Origin of the sequence: Anaerobium acetethylicum (assembly GCF_900096945.1) — a bacterium.
In the GTDB taxonomy this organism is placed as follows: Bacteria; Bacillota; Clostridia; order Lachnospirales; family Lachnospiraceae; genus Anaerobium; species Anaerobium acetethylicum.
On record NZ_FMKA01000011.1, the window covers coordinates 92,762 to 108,176 of the forward strand.

The following is a 15,415-nucleotide window of genomic DNA, read 5'->3' on the forward strand; positions in this document are numbered from 1 at the left end:
TCATTTTAACATAGATGTTTTATGACTTCAACCTGGTTTCTCCAGAAGACACCGGGGCTGCTTCTGATCATTGCTGTTCACTCCGTGAAAAACAACGTTTTATTTTCAATGGAAATAGTCGTAAACTTTCTGTGCTGCTGCTTCGTTCATCGCAGGGATTTCCCTGAGGGCTTCTACAGATGCCTCCCTGATTGCCTCTATCGACTGGAAATGCATCATCAGTGCTTTTCTTCTTGCTGGTCCGATGCCGTCAATATCATCCAGGACCGATTTTACCTGGACTCCGCTGCGGAGCGAGCGATGGTACTCGATTGCAAACCGGTGGGCTTCATCCTGTATTCTGGTGATCAGCCGGAACCCTTCCGAAGATTTTTCCATATGAAGCTCTTCATTGTTGAAATAGAGGCCTCTGGTGCTATGAGTGTCATCCTTGACCATGCCGCATACCGGAATATCGAGCCCCAGCTCATCGAGAACCTTCAGGGCAACATTCACCTGGCCCTTTCCTCCGTCCATCATGATCAGATCCGGGAATTTTGTAAAGCTCCCCATGTCTCCGGAAAGCCCTTTCTCCTCAAGCAGCTTCATTTCCCCCAGACCGTGGGAAAACCGCCTTGTCAGGACTTCTGCCATGCTCGAATAGTCGTCGGCTCCCTTCACCCACTTGATCTTGAACTTCCTATAGTCGCTTCGTCTGGGTTTTCCCTTTTCATAGACGATCATGGAGCCTACCGATTCGTAGCCGCTGGTATTTGAGATGTCGAAAGCCTCTATCCTTCCTATTCCTGCGAGACCGAGAAGACCTTCTATCTCTTTCACTGCGCCTATAGTCCTGCCTTCCTCTCTCTTGATCTTCTCCCTGTCCTGGTTCAGGACAAGTTCGGCATTTTTCGCTGCAAGTTCAACCAGCTTCTCCTTTGTTCCTTTTTTGGGCACCTTGATATACACTCTTTGGCCGCGTTTGCCGGAAAGCCATTGTTCCATCACCCCGATGTCCTCCGCCTCCTCCTGGAGCATGAGTTCCCTGGGAATGAAAGGCGTGCCGGAATAGAACTGCTTGATAAAGCTGGTCAGGACCATCTGTCTCGTATCCCCTGCCGGTATCGTGAGGAAAAAATGCTCCCGCCCGATAAGCCTTCCCTCTCTTACAAAGAATATCTGTGCGACCCCGTCTTCTCCATCGATGGCAAGGGCAATGATGTCCTTGTCTTCCTGGTCGCTGCTGGTAATCTTCTGTTTCTGGGTTATCTGCTTTACGCTGTTCATCAGATCCCGGTATTCCATGGCCGCTTCATATTCCATCTGTTCAGAGGCCTCCAGCATTTTCTTCTCAAGTTCCTTCAGCACCGGTGCGAAATTGCCGTTCAGAAAATCCAGAGCTCCGCCAATGGACTCTCTGTAGCCCTCGCGGCTGATATATCCCTGGCACGGGGCATTGCACTGCCTGATGTGGTAGTTCAGGCAGGGCCTGTCTTTTCCGATGTCCTTTGGAAGAATCCTGTTGCAGGTTCGTATCCTGTAAATCTTCCTTAATATTTCAATCGTATCCTTCACTGCCGCTGAACTTGTATAGGGACCAAAGTACCTGGCCTTATCCTTCTTCATGCTCCTGGAAAAAAGGACCCTCGGATAGTCTTCATTGACGGTTACCTTAATATACGGATATGTCTTATCGTCCTTCAGCATGGTATTGTACTTTGGACGGTGTTCCTTGATCAGGTTGCATTCCAGTACCAGCGCCTCCAGCTCAGAGTCCGTTATGATATATTCAAACCGGCTTATCCTGGAGACCATCTGTTCTATTTTTGCCGACTTGTTCCTGCTGCTCTGAAAATACTGGCGTACCCGGTTCTTCAGACTGATGGCTTTGCCCACGTAGATGATTGCATCCTTTGCATCATGCATGATATATACGCCTGGTTTTGCAGGAAGTTTTTTTAATTCTTCATCAATATCAAACATTAACGTCTGCTGCCCCTCTCCTGTTTTACAAAAAGGAAGAATACCTTCCGGGTTCCGCCCTGAAAATATTCTTCCTCCATTACTATTTATGCGTTTCCATCTTTACCAGGCTGATTAATGTTCACCGAAAAGCTCTTCGCCTTTTCCGGATCCGAAAGCGCCTGTCCCTTCAGCACTCAAAACACCTGCTGTGTTTCCGTCTATGCCAGGAGTATCCTGACCGGCCACGTTTTCATCCGCACCAGCCTTGACAGCTGCTTCCGCTGTCTCTGCAGCGTCGTCTTCCGTTACGATTCCACGCACCTGGTTGTAGATTTTCATGAATTCCTTACCTGTTATCGTTTCTTTTTCGATCAGGAATTCTGCTATCTTATCCATAACGTCACGGTTTCCACTTAAGAGCCTCTTGGCTTCCTCATAAGATTCCTTCAGCAGGAGCATCACTTCCTGGTCGATTTCGGCAGCCGTTGCATCGCCGCAGTTCAGGACCGATCTGCCGTCAAGATACTTGCTTTCCACCGATTCAAGACCCATAAGACCAAATTTCTCTGACATTCCATACTGGGTGATCATCGTTCTTGCTATCCTGGTTGCTTTTTCAATATCATTTGATGCTCCAGTCGTAACAGATTCGAATACCAGCTCTTCAGCTGCCCTTCCGCCGAATAAAGTAACAAGCCTTGCCTTAAGCTCAACCTTGGACATCAGGTATTTCTCTTCTTCCGGAACCTGCATTACATATCCAAGAGAACCCATCGTCCTTGGTACTATCGTTATCTTCTGTACAGGCTCTGCATTCTTCTGAAGTGCTGTAACAAGAGCATGGCCGACTTCGTGGTAGGCAACGATCTTCTTCTCTTCTTTGCCGAGTATCCTGTCTTTCTTTTCCTTGCCTGCAATGACTACTTCAACCGATTCGAATAGATCTGCCTGGGTAACTACCGACCTTCCGTTCTTTACCGCATTTATGGCTGCTTCATTTATCATATTTGCAAGATCCGAGCCTACGGCTCCCGAGGTCGCAAGAGCGATCGCTTCCAGATCCACAGTATCATCCATAAGAACGTTCTTTGCATGTACCTTCAGGGTTTCGATCCTTCCCTTTAAATCCGGCTTGTCTACAATAATCCTTCTGTCAAACCTGCCTGGTCTTAAAAGAGCATGGTCAAGGACTTCCGGCCTGTTTGTCGCCGCCAGTATAAGGATACCTTTTGAAGTATCGAATCCGTCCATTTCAGAAAGAAGCTGATTCAGAGTCTGCTCCCTTTCATCGTTTCCTCCTCCGAATCTGCTGTCCCTGCTTTTTCCGATTGCATCGATTTCATCAATGAATATGATACACGGAGCCGACTGCTGTGCCTGCTTGAAGAGGTCCCTTACACGGGATGCTCCTACGCCTACAAACATTTCAACGAAATCAGAACCTGAAAGCGAGAAGAAAGGAACCTTCGCTTCGCCTGCTACTGCCTTGGCGAGGAGCGTCTTTCCTGTTCCCGGAGGACCCACAAGAAGTGCGCCTTTTGGCAGCTTTGCACCTATTTTTGAATATTTTCCAGGATTATGAAGAAAGTCTACTACTTCCTGAAGGGATTCCTTCGCTTCATCCTGCCCTGCTACATCTTTGAACGTAATGCCCGTTTCCTGCTGGATATAGACCTTTGCATTACTCTTTCCAACACCCATCATGCCGCCTGATCCTTTGGACATCCTTCTCATGAAATAGCTCAATACGATCCACACGATTGCAAGTGGAAGTATGTATGCTATCAGAATCTCCAGAATAGCCGAACGTGAATTCGGAATATCCTTGTTCAACTTTACACCGGCATCAAGAAGCTTGCCTGTAAGTTCAGGATCTTCTATTTTTCCTGTGAAATAAGTCATCTTGACTGCACTATCTGTTTCAGTTACAGGCATGATATTGATCTGTTCATCAGTAATCGTCACGCTTTCAACTTCGCCTTTATCTACCATTGTCATAAATTCATTATAGGAAATTTCTTTGGTTGTCGCTGAAGTCATGACGTTATTCAAAAAGCTCATCGCTATAAGAACGGAAAGTGCCATGATAAGTACCACCATTATAGTCTGACGGTTCTGCGGATTGTTTACGCCCTTCTTGTTATTGTTTTTATTGCTGCTATTATTGTCCATAAATTTCCTCCTCGTACTCATGTACTTTATTATAGGGTGCCTGTCGGATTAAATCAATAATAAGATTATGAAATTTCGTTCCTATTTATAAAGGTTTTCTAAATATTTTAATGTTTCTGTGAAATTACTGCTCATCCGCAGAGCATAACGCCTGTTGTATTCCTGCCGGAAATATAGTAAAATCAATGATAACTGTTCATGGCCATTGCCATGACGAATACCTGCTGACTCTGCATAACCCCCGGATGCATATGCCGCAGATTTCTATTGAATATTATATGAAGGTGAAAAACAAAATGAATGTAAAAACCAAGCGATCACTGCTACTGTCTGGTCTCGTTCTGATGGCTGCCGCATTTGCCATAACAGCACATGCCAGCACCACGTCGGAAAAGATTTCCGACCTGAATGAAAAAAAAGCACAGACCGAAAACCAGCTGAAAACCACCGAATCCCGCCTTTCAGAACTTGAATCCTCTAAAGGCAGCCTGGAATCCTATATGTCAAACCTGAATACGCAGCTGTCAGAACTGAATGCCAGCCTTTCCGTTCTCGAAGAGCAGTCCCAGGCCAAATCAGCAGAAATTGCAGTTACCCGTACCGAACTCGAAGCCGCGGAGGCCGATGAGCAGTCCCAGTACGATGCCATGAAAAAAAGGATAAAATTCCTGTATGAAAAAGAAGATTCTGAATATCTTGAACTCCTCATTTCCTCCGAAAGCATAACCGACCTCCTGAACAAGGTTTCTTTTGTCTCCCAGCTCGCCGACTATGACAGAAAAATGCTTGTAAAGCTTCAGGACACGAAGAATCTGATTGTTGAAAAGGCTGCCGCATTGGAAGCAGAACAGAATGAACTCAACACTCTCCAGGCTCAGATCATTGACCAGGAAAAATCAGTGACAGCCCTTGTGACCTCGACTTCAAATGAAATCACCCAGTTTAAAAGTCAGATAGAAAGTTCCCAGGAAGAACTTGCCGCTTATGAGGCGAAGCTTCTCGAACAGGAAAAAGAACTTGAGAAGCTTCAGTTTACTGCTGCTGCCGAGCAGGCCGCTAGTGCCGGCGGTTTTTCCTATGTTGTCGCGCCTTCTGAAAAGGCAATGGCTTCAAGCAATCTCGATCTGATGGCAGCCATCATTGAATGTGAAGCCGGTGGTGAAAGCTATGAAGGCAAAATAGCAGTAGGCAATGTGGTCATGAACCGTCTGAACAGCAGCCGCTACCCTGACACGCTCATAGGTGTTCTTTACCAGAAATACCAGTTTGCACCCGTTACAAGCGGCCGTTTTGAAATCGTCCTCAACAGAGGCGCAAATGCAGCCTGCTACCAGGCTGCCCAGAATGTCTTCAACGGAGAAGTCGTTATCCCGTATTACCTGCATTTCCGGACCGTTATTCCCGGAATCACAGGAATCATAATCGGTGGACATATTTTCTACGAATAATGCAGAGATTATTTCCTGCAAACAGCAGATCAGCTCTGCTGCTCCTTTTCACATGAGGATGCAGCGGAGCTTTTATTTTCCTTTTATATTCTGCCTCCAGGTACGCAGATGCAGACAAATGATATTTTCATTGAAATCTCACAAATGTTTTGTTACTATATTATTATAATACAATTTTTTTGCTTCTTTTGACATTTCAGTTTTTTTATACGAAGATGCACTTTTATCTATTTATTTCACCAATAGAGTTTACTTAATTCAATTTTAGATTTATAATAATGCTATAATGTAGTCTTAGCTGACCTCCTAATCACGGACGTCAATTCTCCATATTCAATACTCTGATCTGCAGGCATCCCGGCTGAAAGGAACCCTCTTCTCCGGGACTCAAAAAAAGGAAGGTGTGGTTTTATGATGAACGTTACCGACTTTGTTTTAAAAGGCCATGTATTTTATTCAAAGAGCTTGAACGAGATTGCCTGTGTAGCCGACGGCTATGTGGTCTGTCTGGAGGGAATTTCTGCTGGCGTTTATGCCGATCTTCCTGACGAATATTCCGAACTTCCCATTTATGATTTCGATGACCGGCTGATCATACCCGGACTTGTTGATCTCCATACACACGCCCCTCAGTTTGCAATCAGAGGGCTCGGTACAGACCTCGAACTTCTCGACTGGCTGAAGGAACAGGTATTTGCCGAAGAAGCAAAATTCGCTGATGCCGGATATGCTGAAAAAGCCTATTCCCTATTCGCTGATGAATTAAAAAGAAGCGCAACAACCAGGGCCTGTGTCTATGGTACGATTCATGTCGAGGCAACCGAAATACTCATGCAGCTCCTTGATGACTCCGGGGTCTGCTGTATGGCCGGCAAGGTAAACACGGATCGCAATGCTCCAAACTATTTATGTGAAGCAGATGCCGCAATATCAGCAGAAGCAACAAGAAAATGGCTCCATGATACAGCCGGCAGGTTCAGGAATGTATCTCCTATCATAACGCCAAGATTTATACCGAGCTGTTCTGATCCGCTCATGGATGAGCTTTCCAAAATACAGAAAAAATGTGGGGTTGCGGTACAGTCTCATCTATCCGAGAACCCTGATGAAATAGAATGGGTACGGCAGTTATGTCCTGATACAGGCAACTATGCAGGTGCCTATGCAAAGCATGGGCTTTTGGGAAAAGGCTGCCCTACAATCATGGCACACTGCGTATACTCAACGGACGAAGAGATGGATATTCTGAAGGAAAACGGCGTATTCGTAGCCCACTGCCCTCAGTCTAACACAAACTTATCTTCCGGCATCGCGCCGGTAAGGAAATTCTTAGACAGAGGAATCCATGTCGGGCTGGGTTCTGATATCGCCGGAGGCACCTCTCTGCCCATATTCCGTGCCATGACCGATGCCATACAGTCCTCAAAACTCTATTGGCGGATGGTAGACAAGGAAGCAAGCCCTCTTTCAACTTCGGAAGCCTTTTACATGGCAACCAAAGGCGGCGGCGCTTTCTTTGGAAAGGTCGGTAGCTTCGAGCCTGGCTATGCTTTTGATGCCGTTGTTCTGGATGACAGTTCCCTTGATCACCCCCAGCCTCTCTCATTGCCTGAAAGGCTTGACCGGGCAATCTACCTTCATGATGAGCTGCAGATCTGCTGCAAATATGCTGACGGAAGAAGATGCTGATGCAAAAAATGAGCGTTATTATCTAATTGTATGAGATTAAAAGGGATTGGCAAAAACAAGTAACCGTTTTTGCCAATCCCTTTTTTGCAGGAAACCTTGCATCCCGATTCCCCGTTCCGAAGGAATCACTACCTGAAAGCATTGAATCCTTTTAGCTTTACATCATTCGAAATATATCCTTCTTGTTCAGGTTCCTCCCCCATCAGATCTGTGCTCAGATATTTCTTATTATCGTCCGGAAAAAGTATCACTACTGTCCCTCTGCCCCCGAGCATTTCCTGGACCTTTATGGCACCCAGAAAATTTGCTCCGGACGAGACTCCGACTCCCATTCCCAGTTCTCTTGACAGCATCTGTGCCATGATTATTGAATCGCCATCTTCTACAGCAACCACCTCATCAATTTCATCCAGTTTCAAAATCGCCGGTACGAATTCGTCCGATATTCCCTGAATCCTGTGTTTTCCGGTCTTATATCCTGTTGACAGGGTCGGCGAGCTTGCTGGTTCAAGTGGATGAATCTTCATCTTCGGATTCTGCTCCTTCAGATAACGTCCTATACCCATAATGCTTCCGCCTGTTCCGACACCGGCAACTACTGCCTCAGGTACTATATTCCTTTCCTGCATCTGCCTCCAGATCTCATTTCCAGTTGTCAGGTAATGCGCCTCGGCATTATCTTCATTCGCAAACTGCCTTGGCAGGAATACATTTTCATGCTGATCCCTGTACTCCTCCGATTTTCTGATACAGCCCAGAAATCCGCCTTCTTCCCTGCTTACAAGCCTTATCTCCGCCCCAAAGCTTTTCATCAGCTCAACCCGTTCCTGGCTCATCCAGTCGGGCATAAATATAATTACCCTGTGCCCCAGAAGCCTTCCGATTGCTGAAAAAGAAATACCCATGTTTCCGCTTGTCGCTTCAACGATTATGCTTTCCTTCTTCAGTTCTCCGCTATTGTAAGCTTTCTCCAGAATGTTGATCGCCACCCTGTCCTTTGCGCTTCCTGTTATGCTGTAGTGCTCCGCCTTTGCATATAGTTTCCTGTCCTCACCCTTATATTCAAAAGAAATCTCCATGAGCGGAGTATTTCCCACCATCGCTTTAAGCCCTGCAAGCTGTTGTCTGATTTTTTCCATTTCACAATCTCCCTTTCATGCGTTATGCGTAACTATTCAGGACTACATCCTTCATAGTCACAGATGATGCACCGGACTACTGAACAATTACCATTATACTTACTATAATAATATAAGACGCCGGTAAATACAAATATGTTTTGACGAAACAGCGAAGGGCCGGGCATGCAGAAATCTCCGGCCTGTTCATAAGCAGGCCGGAGATTTCTATTTTAAAATATATCTGCTTCCTATAATCCGAAGCCGTTCATGATGGTATTGAATTCTGGCGAATATGCAAATCCCATCAATATTTCTTCCCTGCCTGTTCCTGATGCAAGTCTTGCAAGATGGAAATCCAATCCATCCTGATCGAATTCCCTGCCCATGAATGTTGTATACAATACTTTTACGTAATCTTCATCACTGAGATTTCTATTCTGGAACTCATCTGAAAAAATGAAGTTCTGTGCCGCATTTACCGGCGTTACTCTTCCTGCCAGTATCTCTCCTGCATAATACTCTAATCCATCTTCATCTGCCGCTCTTCCCAAAGCCTTATCATATAAACGGTAAACGAATTTCGTAAGATTCAGGTTTTTATCTCTTTCATCTGTCAGCACAACAGTTCCACGGTTGATTCCGTATCCATTGCAGATATCCGTAAATTCGACTGATTCAACAAATCCCCTGAATACATAGAGTCTTGATACGCCTTCATCAAGCATGCTGCTCCAGTAAACTTTGCCATCTGTATCTGATGCGCGGCCCATAAATGTCTGATATAAAACCTCCACATAGTCTGAATTGCTCAGCTTTCGGCCTGTGAATTCAGGACTGAAGACAAATCCTCTTCCGGCATCTGCTCCAGTTATGAGCTGTGCTGTCAGATAATCTGCATAGTAGTTGATTTCAGATGATGAAGCGGACCTGCCGAGTATCTTTTCATAAAGCCTTGTTACAAATGCATTTACCTTATCAGAATCCCCTGAAAATGCCTGAGCAGCTACCCCGCCAAAGGTATCGGAAAATCCCGTATTGCGTGATAAATAGTATATTTTAATGTCTTCTGCCGTGACAGCAAACACATCTGCTCCAATTTGTGGTGCATTCCCCATGAACTTAACTGCCGACAGGCTGGTACAGCCCTGGAATGCATAGTCGCTGATTTGTGTTACACTTGCTGGTATTATGATTTCCGCAAAACCGCTGCAGTAGGCAAATGTACCGGTCCCTATTCTTGTAAGGCTGTCTGGCAGATCCATTCCCGGCAGCGAGCTGCAGGATCCGAATGCCCCTGAACCGATAGATGTAACGCCGTTCGGTATGTTGATTCCGGTCAGGCTGTCGCAGAATCCAAATGCGATTCTCCCGATACTTTTCAGGCTGCCCGGGAGGGTTATTGCCTTCATTGAAGTACATCCCCAGAATGCGCCGTCTCCTATACTTGTAACGCCTTCTGGAACAACAACGCTTGTTATTTCTTCACGATCCTGAAATACACTTTTCCCAATACTTGTTATTCCCATATCTGCCGGTATCACGACTTCAGCTGCCGTTCCCGTGTATGCTGTCAGGACTCCTCCTGATACTGTAAAATCAAGATTGCCCGCATTGCTTTCTGTTGCTGCTGCCGGCATGATCGTCAACATCATTACCACAGCCACCATAATTGAACATATTTTTTTCAACATTTTGTAATCTCCTTCTCTGATTTTGATAGCTCTAAAGAGCCTTTTTAGCTGGCTTGCTGCTTCCTTACAGCTGCCTTTCCCGTGACTTGCTTCTCCCCTGCTGCACCTCCTAAAACAGATTCCCACCAACATGGATTCTTAATAAAATCTTCCTTTTTGTAATGCAAATTAGAATTTTACTGATTTTAGTAAATTCTAATTTAAGGATATCACTTTTCTGAATTATATTCAACGAAATTTCCAATATTTTTGTTTTGTTCCATATATTATACATAATTCATGACCTTTTGCCCCCGGCGTCGTATTATAAGGTATGCTCTTATAACATGAAAAAGCATAAAACTGAGCAGTTGTTTTATGAAAACGTCCTGCTGTTTTATGCTTTCTCCAATAATATGATATCGTTTATAATACGAAACTGCTGATGATCCCTTCAAATTCAGGTGAATTTGCAAATCCCAGGAGTACTGTCTCCCGGCTTGTTCCGTCCTTCAGCCTTGCAAGATGATAGTCCAGTCCGGACTGGTCGAATTCCCTGCCCATGAATGTCACATACAGGGTTTTCACAAAATCCTCATCACCAAGGTTTTTATTCAAAAATTCACCCGAAAAAAAGAAGTTCTGCGCTGCCTGAACAGGCGTCACCCTGCCGGCCATGATTTCCGCAGCATAATAATTGAGACCTTCGATTTCCGCATCTCTTCCTAATGCCTTTTCATAAAGACGGTTTACAAACATCGTAAGATTCGGATTCATATCCATCGGCTCAGTTAATAAAACGTTTCCCTGGGCTATTCCGCTGTCGATGCAGATTCCAGAGTATTCCGGGGATTCAACGAATCCCTTGAATACATATTGCCTTGATACCCCGTTATCAAGGAAATTCGTCCAGTATGCTTTCCCGCCCGCATCGGAGGCACGCCCCATAAAGGTCTCATATAGCACATCTACATAAGCCGGATTGCTTAAATTCCGTCCGGTAAATTCAGGGCTGAAAACAAAGCTCCTTCCTACATCTGCTCCCGTTATCTTATTTTGTATAAGCAGGGAAGCGTAATAGTCGATTTCATCTGCTGATGCCGTTCTTCCAAGAACCTTGTCATACAGCCTTCCTACAAAGCCCTCACTCTTTACAGCTGCAGCATCTATTTCCACCTGGGTTATATCTGATGTAAACGCTTTGATACGAAGATTCGTTACCCCGTCTGCGCTTAAATCTTCCCATGATTTCCCGTCATTCCAGCTTACCAGGCTCTGACCGGCTGCAGCATTGGAATTAAAGTCAATGTAGGAATACGAATAATCATAGTCATAGTTGAACATTACCGTTCCGTCTGGCTTTGACAGTGTAATGACCACCGCAAACCGTTCTCCCTGCTCAAGGGTTACCGGAGCATTTAGTTCAACCGTATGATAGCCGGCATATACCGCAGTTCCCGTCTGGGGTTCTGCCAGCATTACTGTTCCGCTTGTCGGTCTGCGAGGGTCTGTCGGGTTTTTATAAATCTGGATGCTGTAATTCGTATTCACAGACTGAAGGGCAAAGGAAACTGCCTCAAGGATTTCTTTTCCTGCCGTATTTCCATGGGCTGTAAAGACATTGGATATCATGCAGCTGCTATTGTACATATAATAGGATGTGCTTACCCCTCCATCGTATTGATAGTTATGGTCGTAATTATCGCTGCCTTCAAATACAAAAGAATATGCTGTAGCTTTTTTCATCACATAGTCCTCGTAGGAGATCCAGCAATATCCTGCATTTCCCCACCAGGTACCCCAGCTGTTTTTTACCAGCCATGCCCCATTGTTTGCAGGCTGCCGGCCGCTCAGAAAATTGCTTTTCGAATAATTGTCATCCCAGCCAATGATCGTAATCGCATGGTTGGCATATCCAATGTTTCCATTATAATAGATTGCCGCCGTATCGTAGTTCACATAAGCATCATCATGATTATAGGAAGATTCCACTGCACCGTTGTCCATAATCGCCTGTTTAACGTTGCTGATGTCAGACATTGAAATCCAATAGGCATCCCTCAGATGCGCGGCATCTTCGTATGCGATGCCGTCGTTAAGTGGTTGTGGGATACTGTCTGTTTCCGGATACTCTGCCGTAGCCTCGTCCGCCATTCCAATCCACTTTGCCAGTGAAAACGTCGTTGTAAAACCGTCTCCCCCTGTTGTCAAATAGGCATCCGCTGCTGTGGATGTGAGTGCGACATCATCGCCCACCGTTCCTCCAAGCAGATCCGTTACTGTATTGTAATGGAAATAAGACAGGTGATGTTCTGATAAATCTACCAGAGTGTCAGCAAGTCCCTGTCTGATCAGATTCGACTCTGCTGCCGCTGCTGCAGAAAATGCCCAGCAGGTTCCAAAATTCCCCTGATACCTTACGGGCGTAACATAGCTTTTCCCATTTACATTTCTCAAATCATAGCTGGCCGGTATATAGGAGGCCTTCAGCAAATGTGGTTCCGTGCTGTCATTGCTTATCTCATTTACACTATCGACCCGTACTCCGCTGTCAATATATCCTTTTCCCAACCCGGACATTTGTCCCAGGCCTTTCTTTTCCTTTTCAACCTGCCCGAAAACATCTGTCTCCTGAACTTCCTGCATTCCGGTAACGCTTTCATTTGCCGCAAATACCGCTGTTGCCTGAAGTTGTGTAAACAGAACACACAGTCCAATCAAAGCCGGCTGTACTCGCTTAACAATTTTGCTCTTTGTGGTTCCTCTTTTCATTCGCCATCCCCCTGGTTTAGATCAGTCACAATGCTGTTTGAGTGATACTATCATTTGTTATTCATTACTTATATCGTCAGTACTCCTCCTTTTGTAAACTGTTTATATCAGCTATTTTTCATCCAGTTCCTGTTTATTCTCTGAAAAGCATTTTCACTTTATATTCTGCCTTTCTGTCTGATTATACCCAGGCTTTCTGCATATCATATTATCATGAAACACATTCCTATTCAATACTATTTTTATCTTTTTCCCAATAAAGGAATAAGATGTAAGAAATTTGGTTTAATGAGCCGGTTAATCAAAAAAAAGCCTGCCAGAGAGCAGACCTTTTCAAATTCCTGATTTTTAAAAAATGAGACATCCGGGGCTCGAACCCGGGACACCTAGATTAAAAGTCTAGTGCTCTACCAACTGAGCTAATATCCCATATATGTAAACCGGCCTGCCGCAACATGCCTGTTCACAGACTTATGCGGACTAATGCCGGAGTAGGGTGGATAGAGGGATTCGAACCCTCGGCCTCCAGAGCCACAATCTGGCGCGCTAACCAACTGCGCTATACCCACCATAAAAAAATCGCTAATGCAGCTATTCAGTCATCCTGGCTGAAAATCAATCATCAAGCTACACTTAACAAACTGTGCTTGTAGGGATTCGAACCCTAGACCCTCGGCTTAGAAGGCCGATGCTCTATCCAACTGAGCTACAAACACACATTGTATATTCCATATACTTAAAAGCGTCAGCACGATATTCTGGTTTTTCCTTATATCCGTGCATAACACAAGCGGGTGATGGGAATCGAACCCACGTATCTAGCTTGGAAGGCTAGTGTTCTACCATTGAACTACACCCGCAAATCAATTATGCTATTTATTTAAGACAAGTCTCTTTAAACCAGACCACTTACATGTTCTTTTTTAAAGATAGTCGGGGTGACAGGATTCGAACCTGCGACCTCCTGGTCCCAAACCAGGCGCTCTAGCCAAGCTGAGCCACACCCCGTAATGCTTTGCGCCTTTCGTATTATCTGTGACGCAAGACATATTATATTATAGTATTCACTTCTTGTCAACACTATATTTGGATTTTTTTATTTTTTTTATTTAATTGCAATTGTTTTGTTTTTACACCATCTTGTACATTGCCTTTTTATGGCATCGATTGCTTGATGCCTTCTCCTATTCGAAGCCGCCGCCTATTAGTCCCGCCGATTCCGTAACATAGACAAAGCTGTCATCCTTAAGCCCTTTCACATACATCTTCAGGCTTACAAGTTCCCTGTTACTGACAACCGTCTGGATCAGCATCTTCTTTTTCACATTCGTGGTATCCATTCCCTGGATGAATGTAACTCTTCGATGGAGCTCCTTCCTGATATAGTCCGTTATATCCAGATAATTATCAGACATGATATTGACAATATAATACTTGTTCAGTCCTATAATCACATAATCCGTTATCCTGCTCGATATCATGTTGCAGATCAGGGAATATACGATAAACGTAAAATCTCCATAAATCACGGACGAAAAAATAATGACCGTATTCAGGACCATAAAAAAATTCCCTACCGACAGATCCTTTTTTTCATTCAGATATAGTCCTACTATGGCTTCCGGCCCGTTGGCAACCTCCTGCCTCAAAATGATTCCCGTCGCCACGCCCAGCATAACGCCGGCCACTACCGTTGCAATAATCGGATCCGTTATGAACGGATCGAATATCTTTCCCACAATTCCTATACCAAAAGTAAAGGCTCCGTAGCTAAAAGCCGCATAAAAGACCTGCTTCCTGTCATAACTGAAAAATGACCATAAAAGGACCGGAATGCATAGCACGATCAGCGTCATCTGCATGTTAAATCCGAACAGATTATTCAATACGGTAGCAACACCCCCGAAACCTGGTGCCACAAGCTGATTTGGCACCAGGACAAGCCTGAACGCTCCTGCTCCAATAAACTGGCCTACAAGAATCCAGAACAGTCTCTTTATTATCTTATACATGAATTTATCCCCTCTGTTAAGTTTTTGGAATAGCTGCTTATGCTTTCCATAATGCTATAGTAAACACACTTCCGGGTCCTGTCAAATTAATTTATATGTTACTCGTGACTGGAACTGGCATTATATGCTCCCATACTCCCAAACAGGCATCCTATCACGTTATTAAGACCTTATATCGATATTCGGCTCTGTGGTGGTTCCATCTTCAGCTGTTACCTGCATCAGGATACTGTTCCGGGGCGATATCAGGCTGATATTTTCTATATTCCGAATGTTTCACACAAAAAAAGCAGCTCAAACAAGCTGCTTGTAATTTTTCAACTATTATATATCTTCAAAACTACACACTCAAACTATTCAATCATCCATTTTTGTTCTATCCTATGAACCATTTACTTAACAATTATGCTGTTTAGGAAGTTCGATTTCACTTCGTTCAATCGAACGACCAACACACTAGACTCTGTCTGCGACTTCGTCTTGCCAATCGTCAAGTGCTTATGGTCAAGCCCTCGACCTATTAGTAACAGTCAGCTCCACATGTTGCCATGCTTCCACCTCTGTCCTATCCACCTCGTCGTCTTCAA

Annotated in this window: 8 protein-coding genes, 5 tRNA genes and 1 rRNA gene; 2 read left to right on the forward strand and 12 right to left on the reverse strand. The window is 44.7% G+C overall.

The features are described from left to right. Positions 1-105: 105 nt before the first annotated feature. Both uvrC and ftsH read right to left on the reverse strand, forming a co-directional pair. A complete protein-coding gene (gene uvrC, locus BJR36_RS10415) occupies positions 106-1,962 on the reverse strand; it encodes an excinuclease ABC subunit UvrC (protein WP_091233784.1) in 1,857 nt (618 codons plus the stop codon). 114 nt (positions 1,963-2,076) lie between these two features. After that, entirely contained in the window at positions 2,077-4,116 is a 2,040-nt protein-coding gene (ftsH, locus tag BJR36_RS10420) for an ATP-dependent zinc metalloprotease FtsH (protein ID WP_091233789.1), read from the reverse strand. Between the two features lie 296 nt (positions 4,117-4,412). On the opposite strand from ftsH, the gene BJR36_RS10425 reads away from it, so the two are divergent. Continuing rightward, positions 4,413-5,564, forward strand: a complete 1,152-nt coding sequence (locus BJR36_RS10425; protein ID WP_169823661.1) for a cell wall hydrolase — start codon at positions 4,413-4,415, stop codon at positions 5,562-5,564. Positions 5,565-5,975: 411 nt separating this feature from the next. After that, positions 5,976-7,253, forward strand: a complete 1,278-nt coding sequence (locus BJR36_RS10430; protein WP_330387888.1) for an amidohydrolase family protein — start codon at positions 5,976-5,978, stop codon at positions 7,251-7,253. Positions 7,254-7,381: 128 nt separating this feature from the next. Here BJR36_RS10430 and BJR36_RS10435 read toward each other — a convergent pair whose 3' ends face one another. The 10 genes from BJR36_RS10435 to BJR36_RS10480 form a co-directional block, all read right to left on the reverse strand. Next, positions 7,382-8,392, reverse strand: a complete 1,011-nt coding sequence (locus tag BJR36_RS10435; RefSeq protein ID WP_091233796.1) for a PLP-dependent cysteine synthase family protein — start codon at positions 8,390-8,392, stop codon at positions 7,382-7,384. A gap of 230 nt (positions 8,393-8,622) precedes the next feature. Next, a complete protein-coding gene (locus BJR36_RS10440; RefSeq protein ID WP_169823662.1) occupies positions 8,623-10,065 on the reverse strand; it encodes a leucine-rich repeat protein in 1,443 nt (480 codons plus the stop codon). Between the two features lie 405 nt (positions 10,066-10,470). After that, entirely contained in the window at positions 10,471-12,816 is a 2,346-nt protein-coding gene (locus BJR36_RS10445) for a DUF4214 domain-containing protein (protein ID WP_091233804.1), read from the reverse strand. Positions 12,817-13,172: 356 nt separating this feature from the next. Next, positions 13,173-13,245 (reverse strand) — tRNA-Lys (locus tag BJR36_RS10450). 66 nt (positions 13,246-13,311) lie between these two features. Further along, positions 13,312-13,385, reverse strand: a tRNA-His gene (locus BJR36_RS10455). A gap of 73 nt (positions 13,386-13,458) precedes the next feature. Continuing rightward, positions 13,459-13,532: transfer RNA gene (locus BJR36_RS10460), tRNA-Arg, on the reverse strand. Positions 13,533-13,605: 73 nt separating this feature from the next. Further along, positions 13,606-13,676, reverse strand: a tRNA-Gly gene (locus tag BJR36_RS10465). A 73-nt stretch (positions 13,677-13,749) separates the two neighbouring features. Further along, positions 13,750-13,824: transfer RNA gene (locus BJR36_RS10470), tRNA-Pro, on the reverse strand. A gap of 176 nt (positions 13,825-14,000) precedes the next feature. Next, positions 14,001-14,828: a YitT family protein gene (locus tag BJR36_RS10475; protein WP_091233808.1), complete on the reverse strand. Its 828-nt coding sequence runs from the start codon at positions 14,826-14,828 to the stop codon at positions 14,001-14,003. Positions 14,829-15,328: 500 nt separating this feature from the next. Continuing rightward, positions 15,329-15,415, reverse strand: a 23S ribosomal RNA gene (locus tag BJR36_RS10480); the annotation flags it as partial.

Coding starts and splice junctions, on each gene's coding strand:
- uvrC (WP_091233784.1), bottom strand. CDS start 1,962: ATGTTTGATATTGATGAAGAATTAAAAAAACTTCCTGCAAAACCAGGC.
- ftsH (WP_091233789.1), bottom strand. CDS start 4,116: ATGGACAATAATAGCAGCAATAAAAACAATAACAAGAAGGGCGTAAAC.
- BJR36_RS10425 (WP_169823661.1), top strand. CDS start 4,413: ATGAATGTAAAAACCAAGCGATCACTGCTACTGTCTGGTCTCGTTCTG.
- BJR36_RS10430 (WP_330387888.1), top strand. CDS start 5,976: ATGATGAACGTTACCGACTTTGTTTTAAAAGGCCATGTATTTTATTCA.
- BJR36_RS10435 (WP_091233796.1), bottom strand. CDS start 8,392: ATGGAAAAAATCAGACAACAGCTTGCAGGGCTTAAAGCGATGGTGGGA.
- BJR36_RS10440 (WP_169823662.1), bottom strand. CDS start 10,065: ATGTTGAAAAAAATATGTTCAATTATGGTGGCTGTGGTAATGATGTTG.
- BJR36_RS10445 (WP_091233804.1), bottom strand. CDS start 12,816: ATGAAAAGAGGAACCACAAAGAGCAAAATTGTTAAGCGAGTACAGCCG.
- BJR36_RS10475 (WP_091233808.1), bottom strand. CDS start 14,828: ATGTATAAGATAATAAAGAGACTGTTCTGGATTCTTGTAGGCCAGTTT.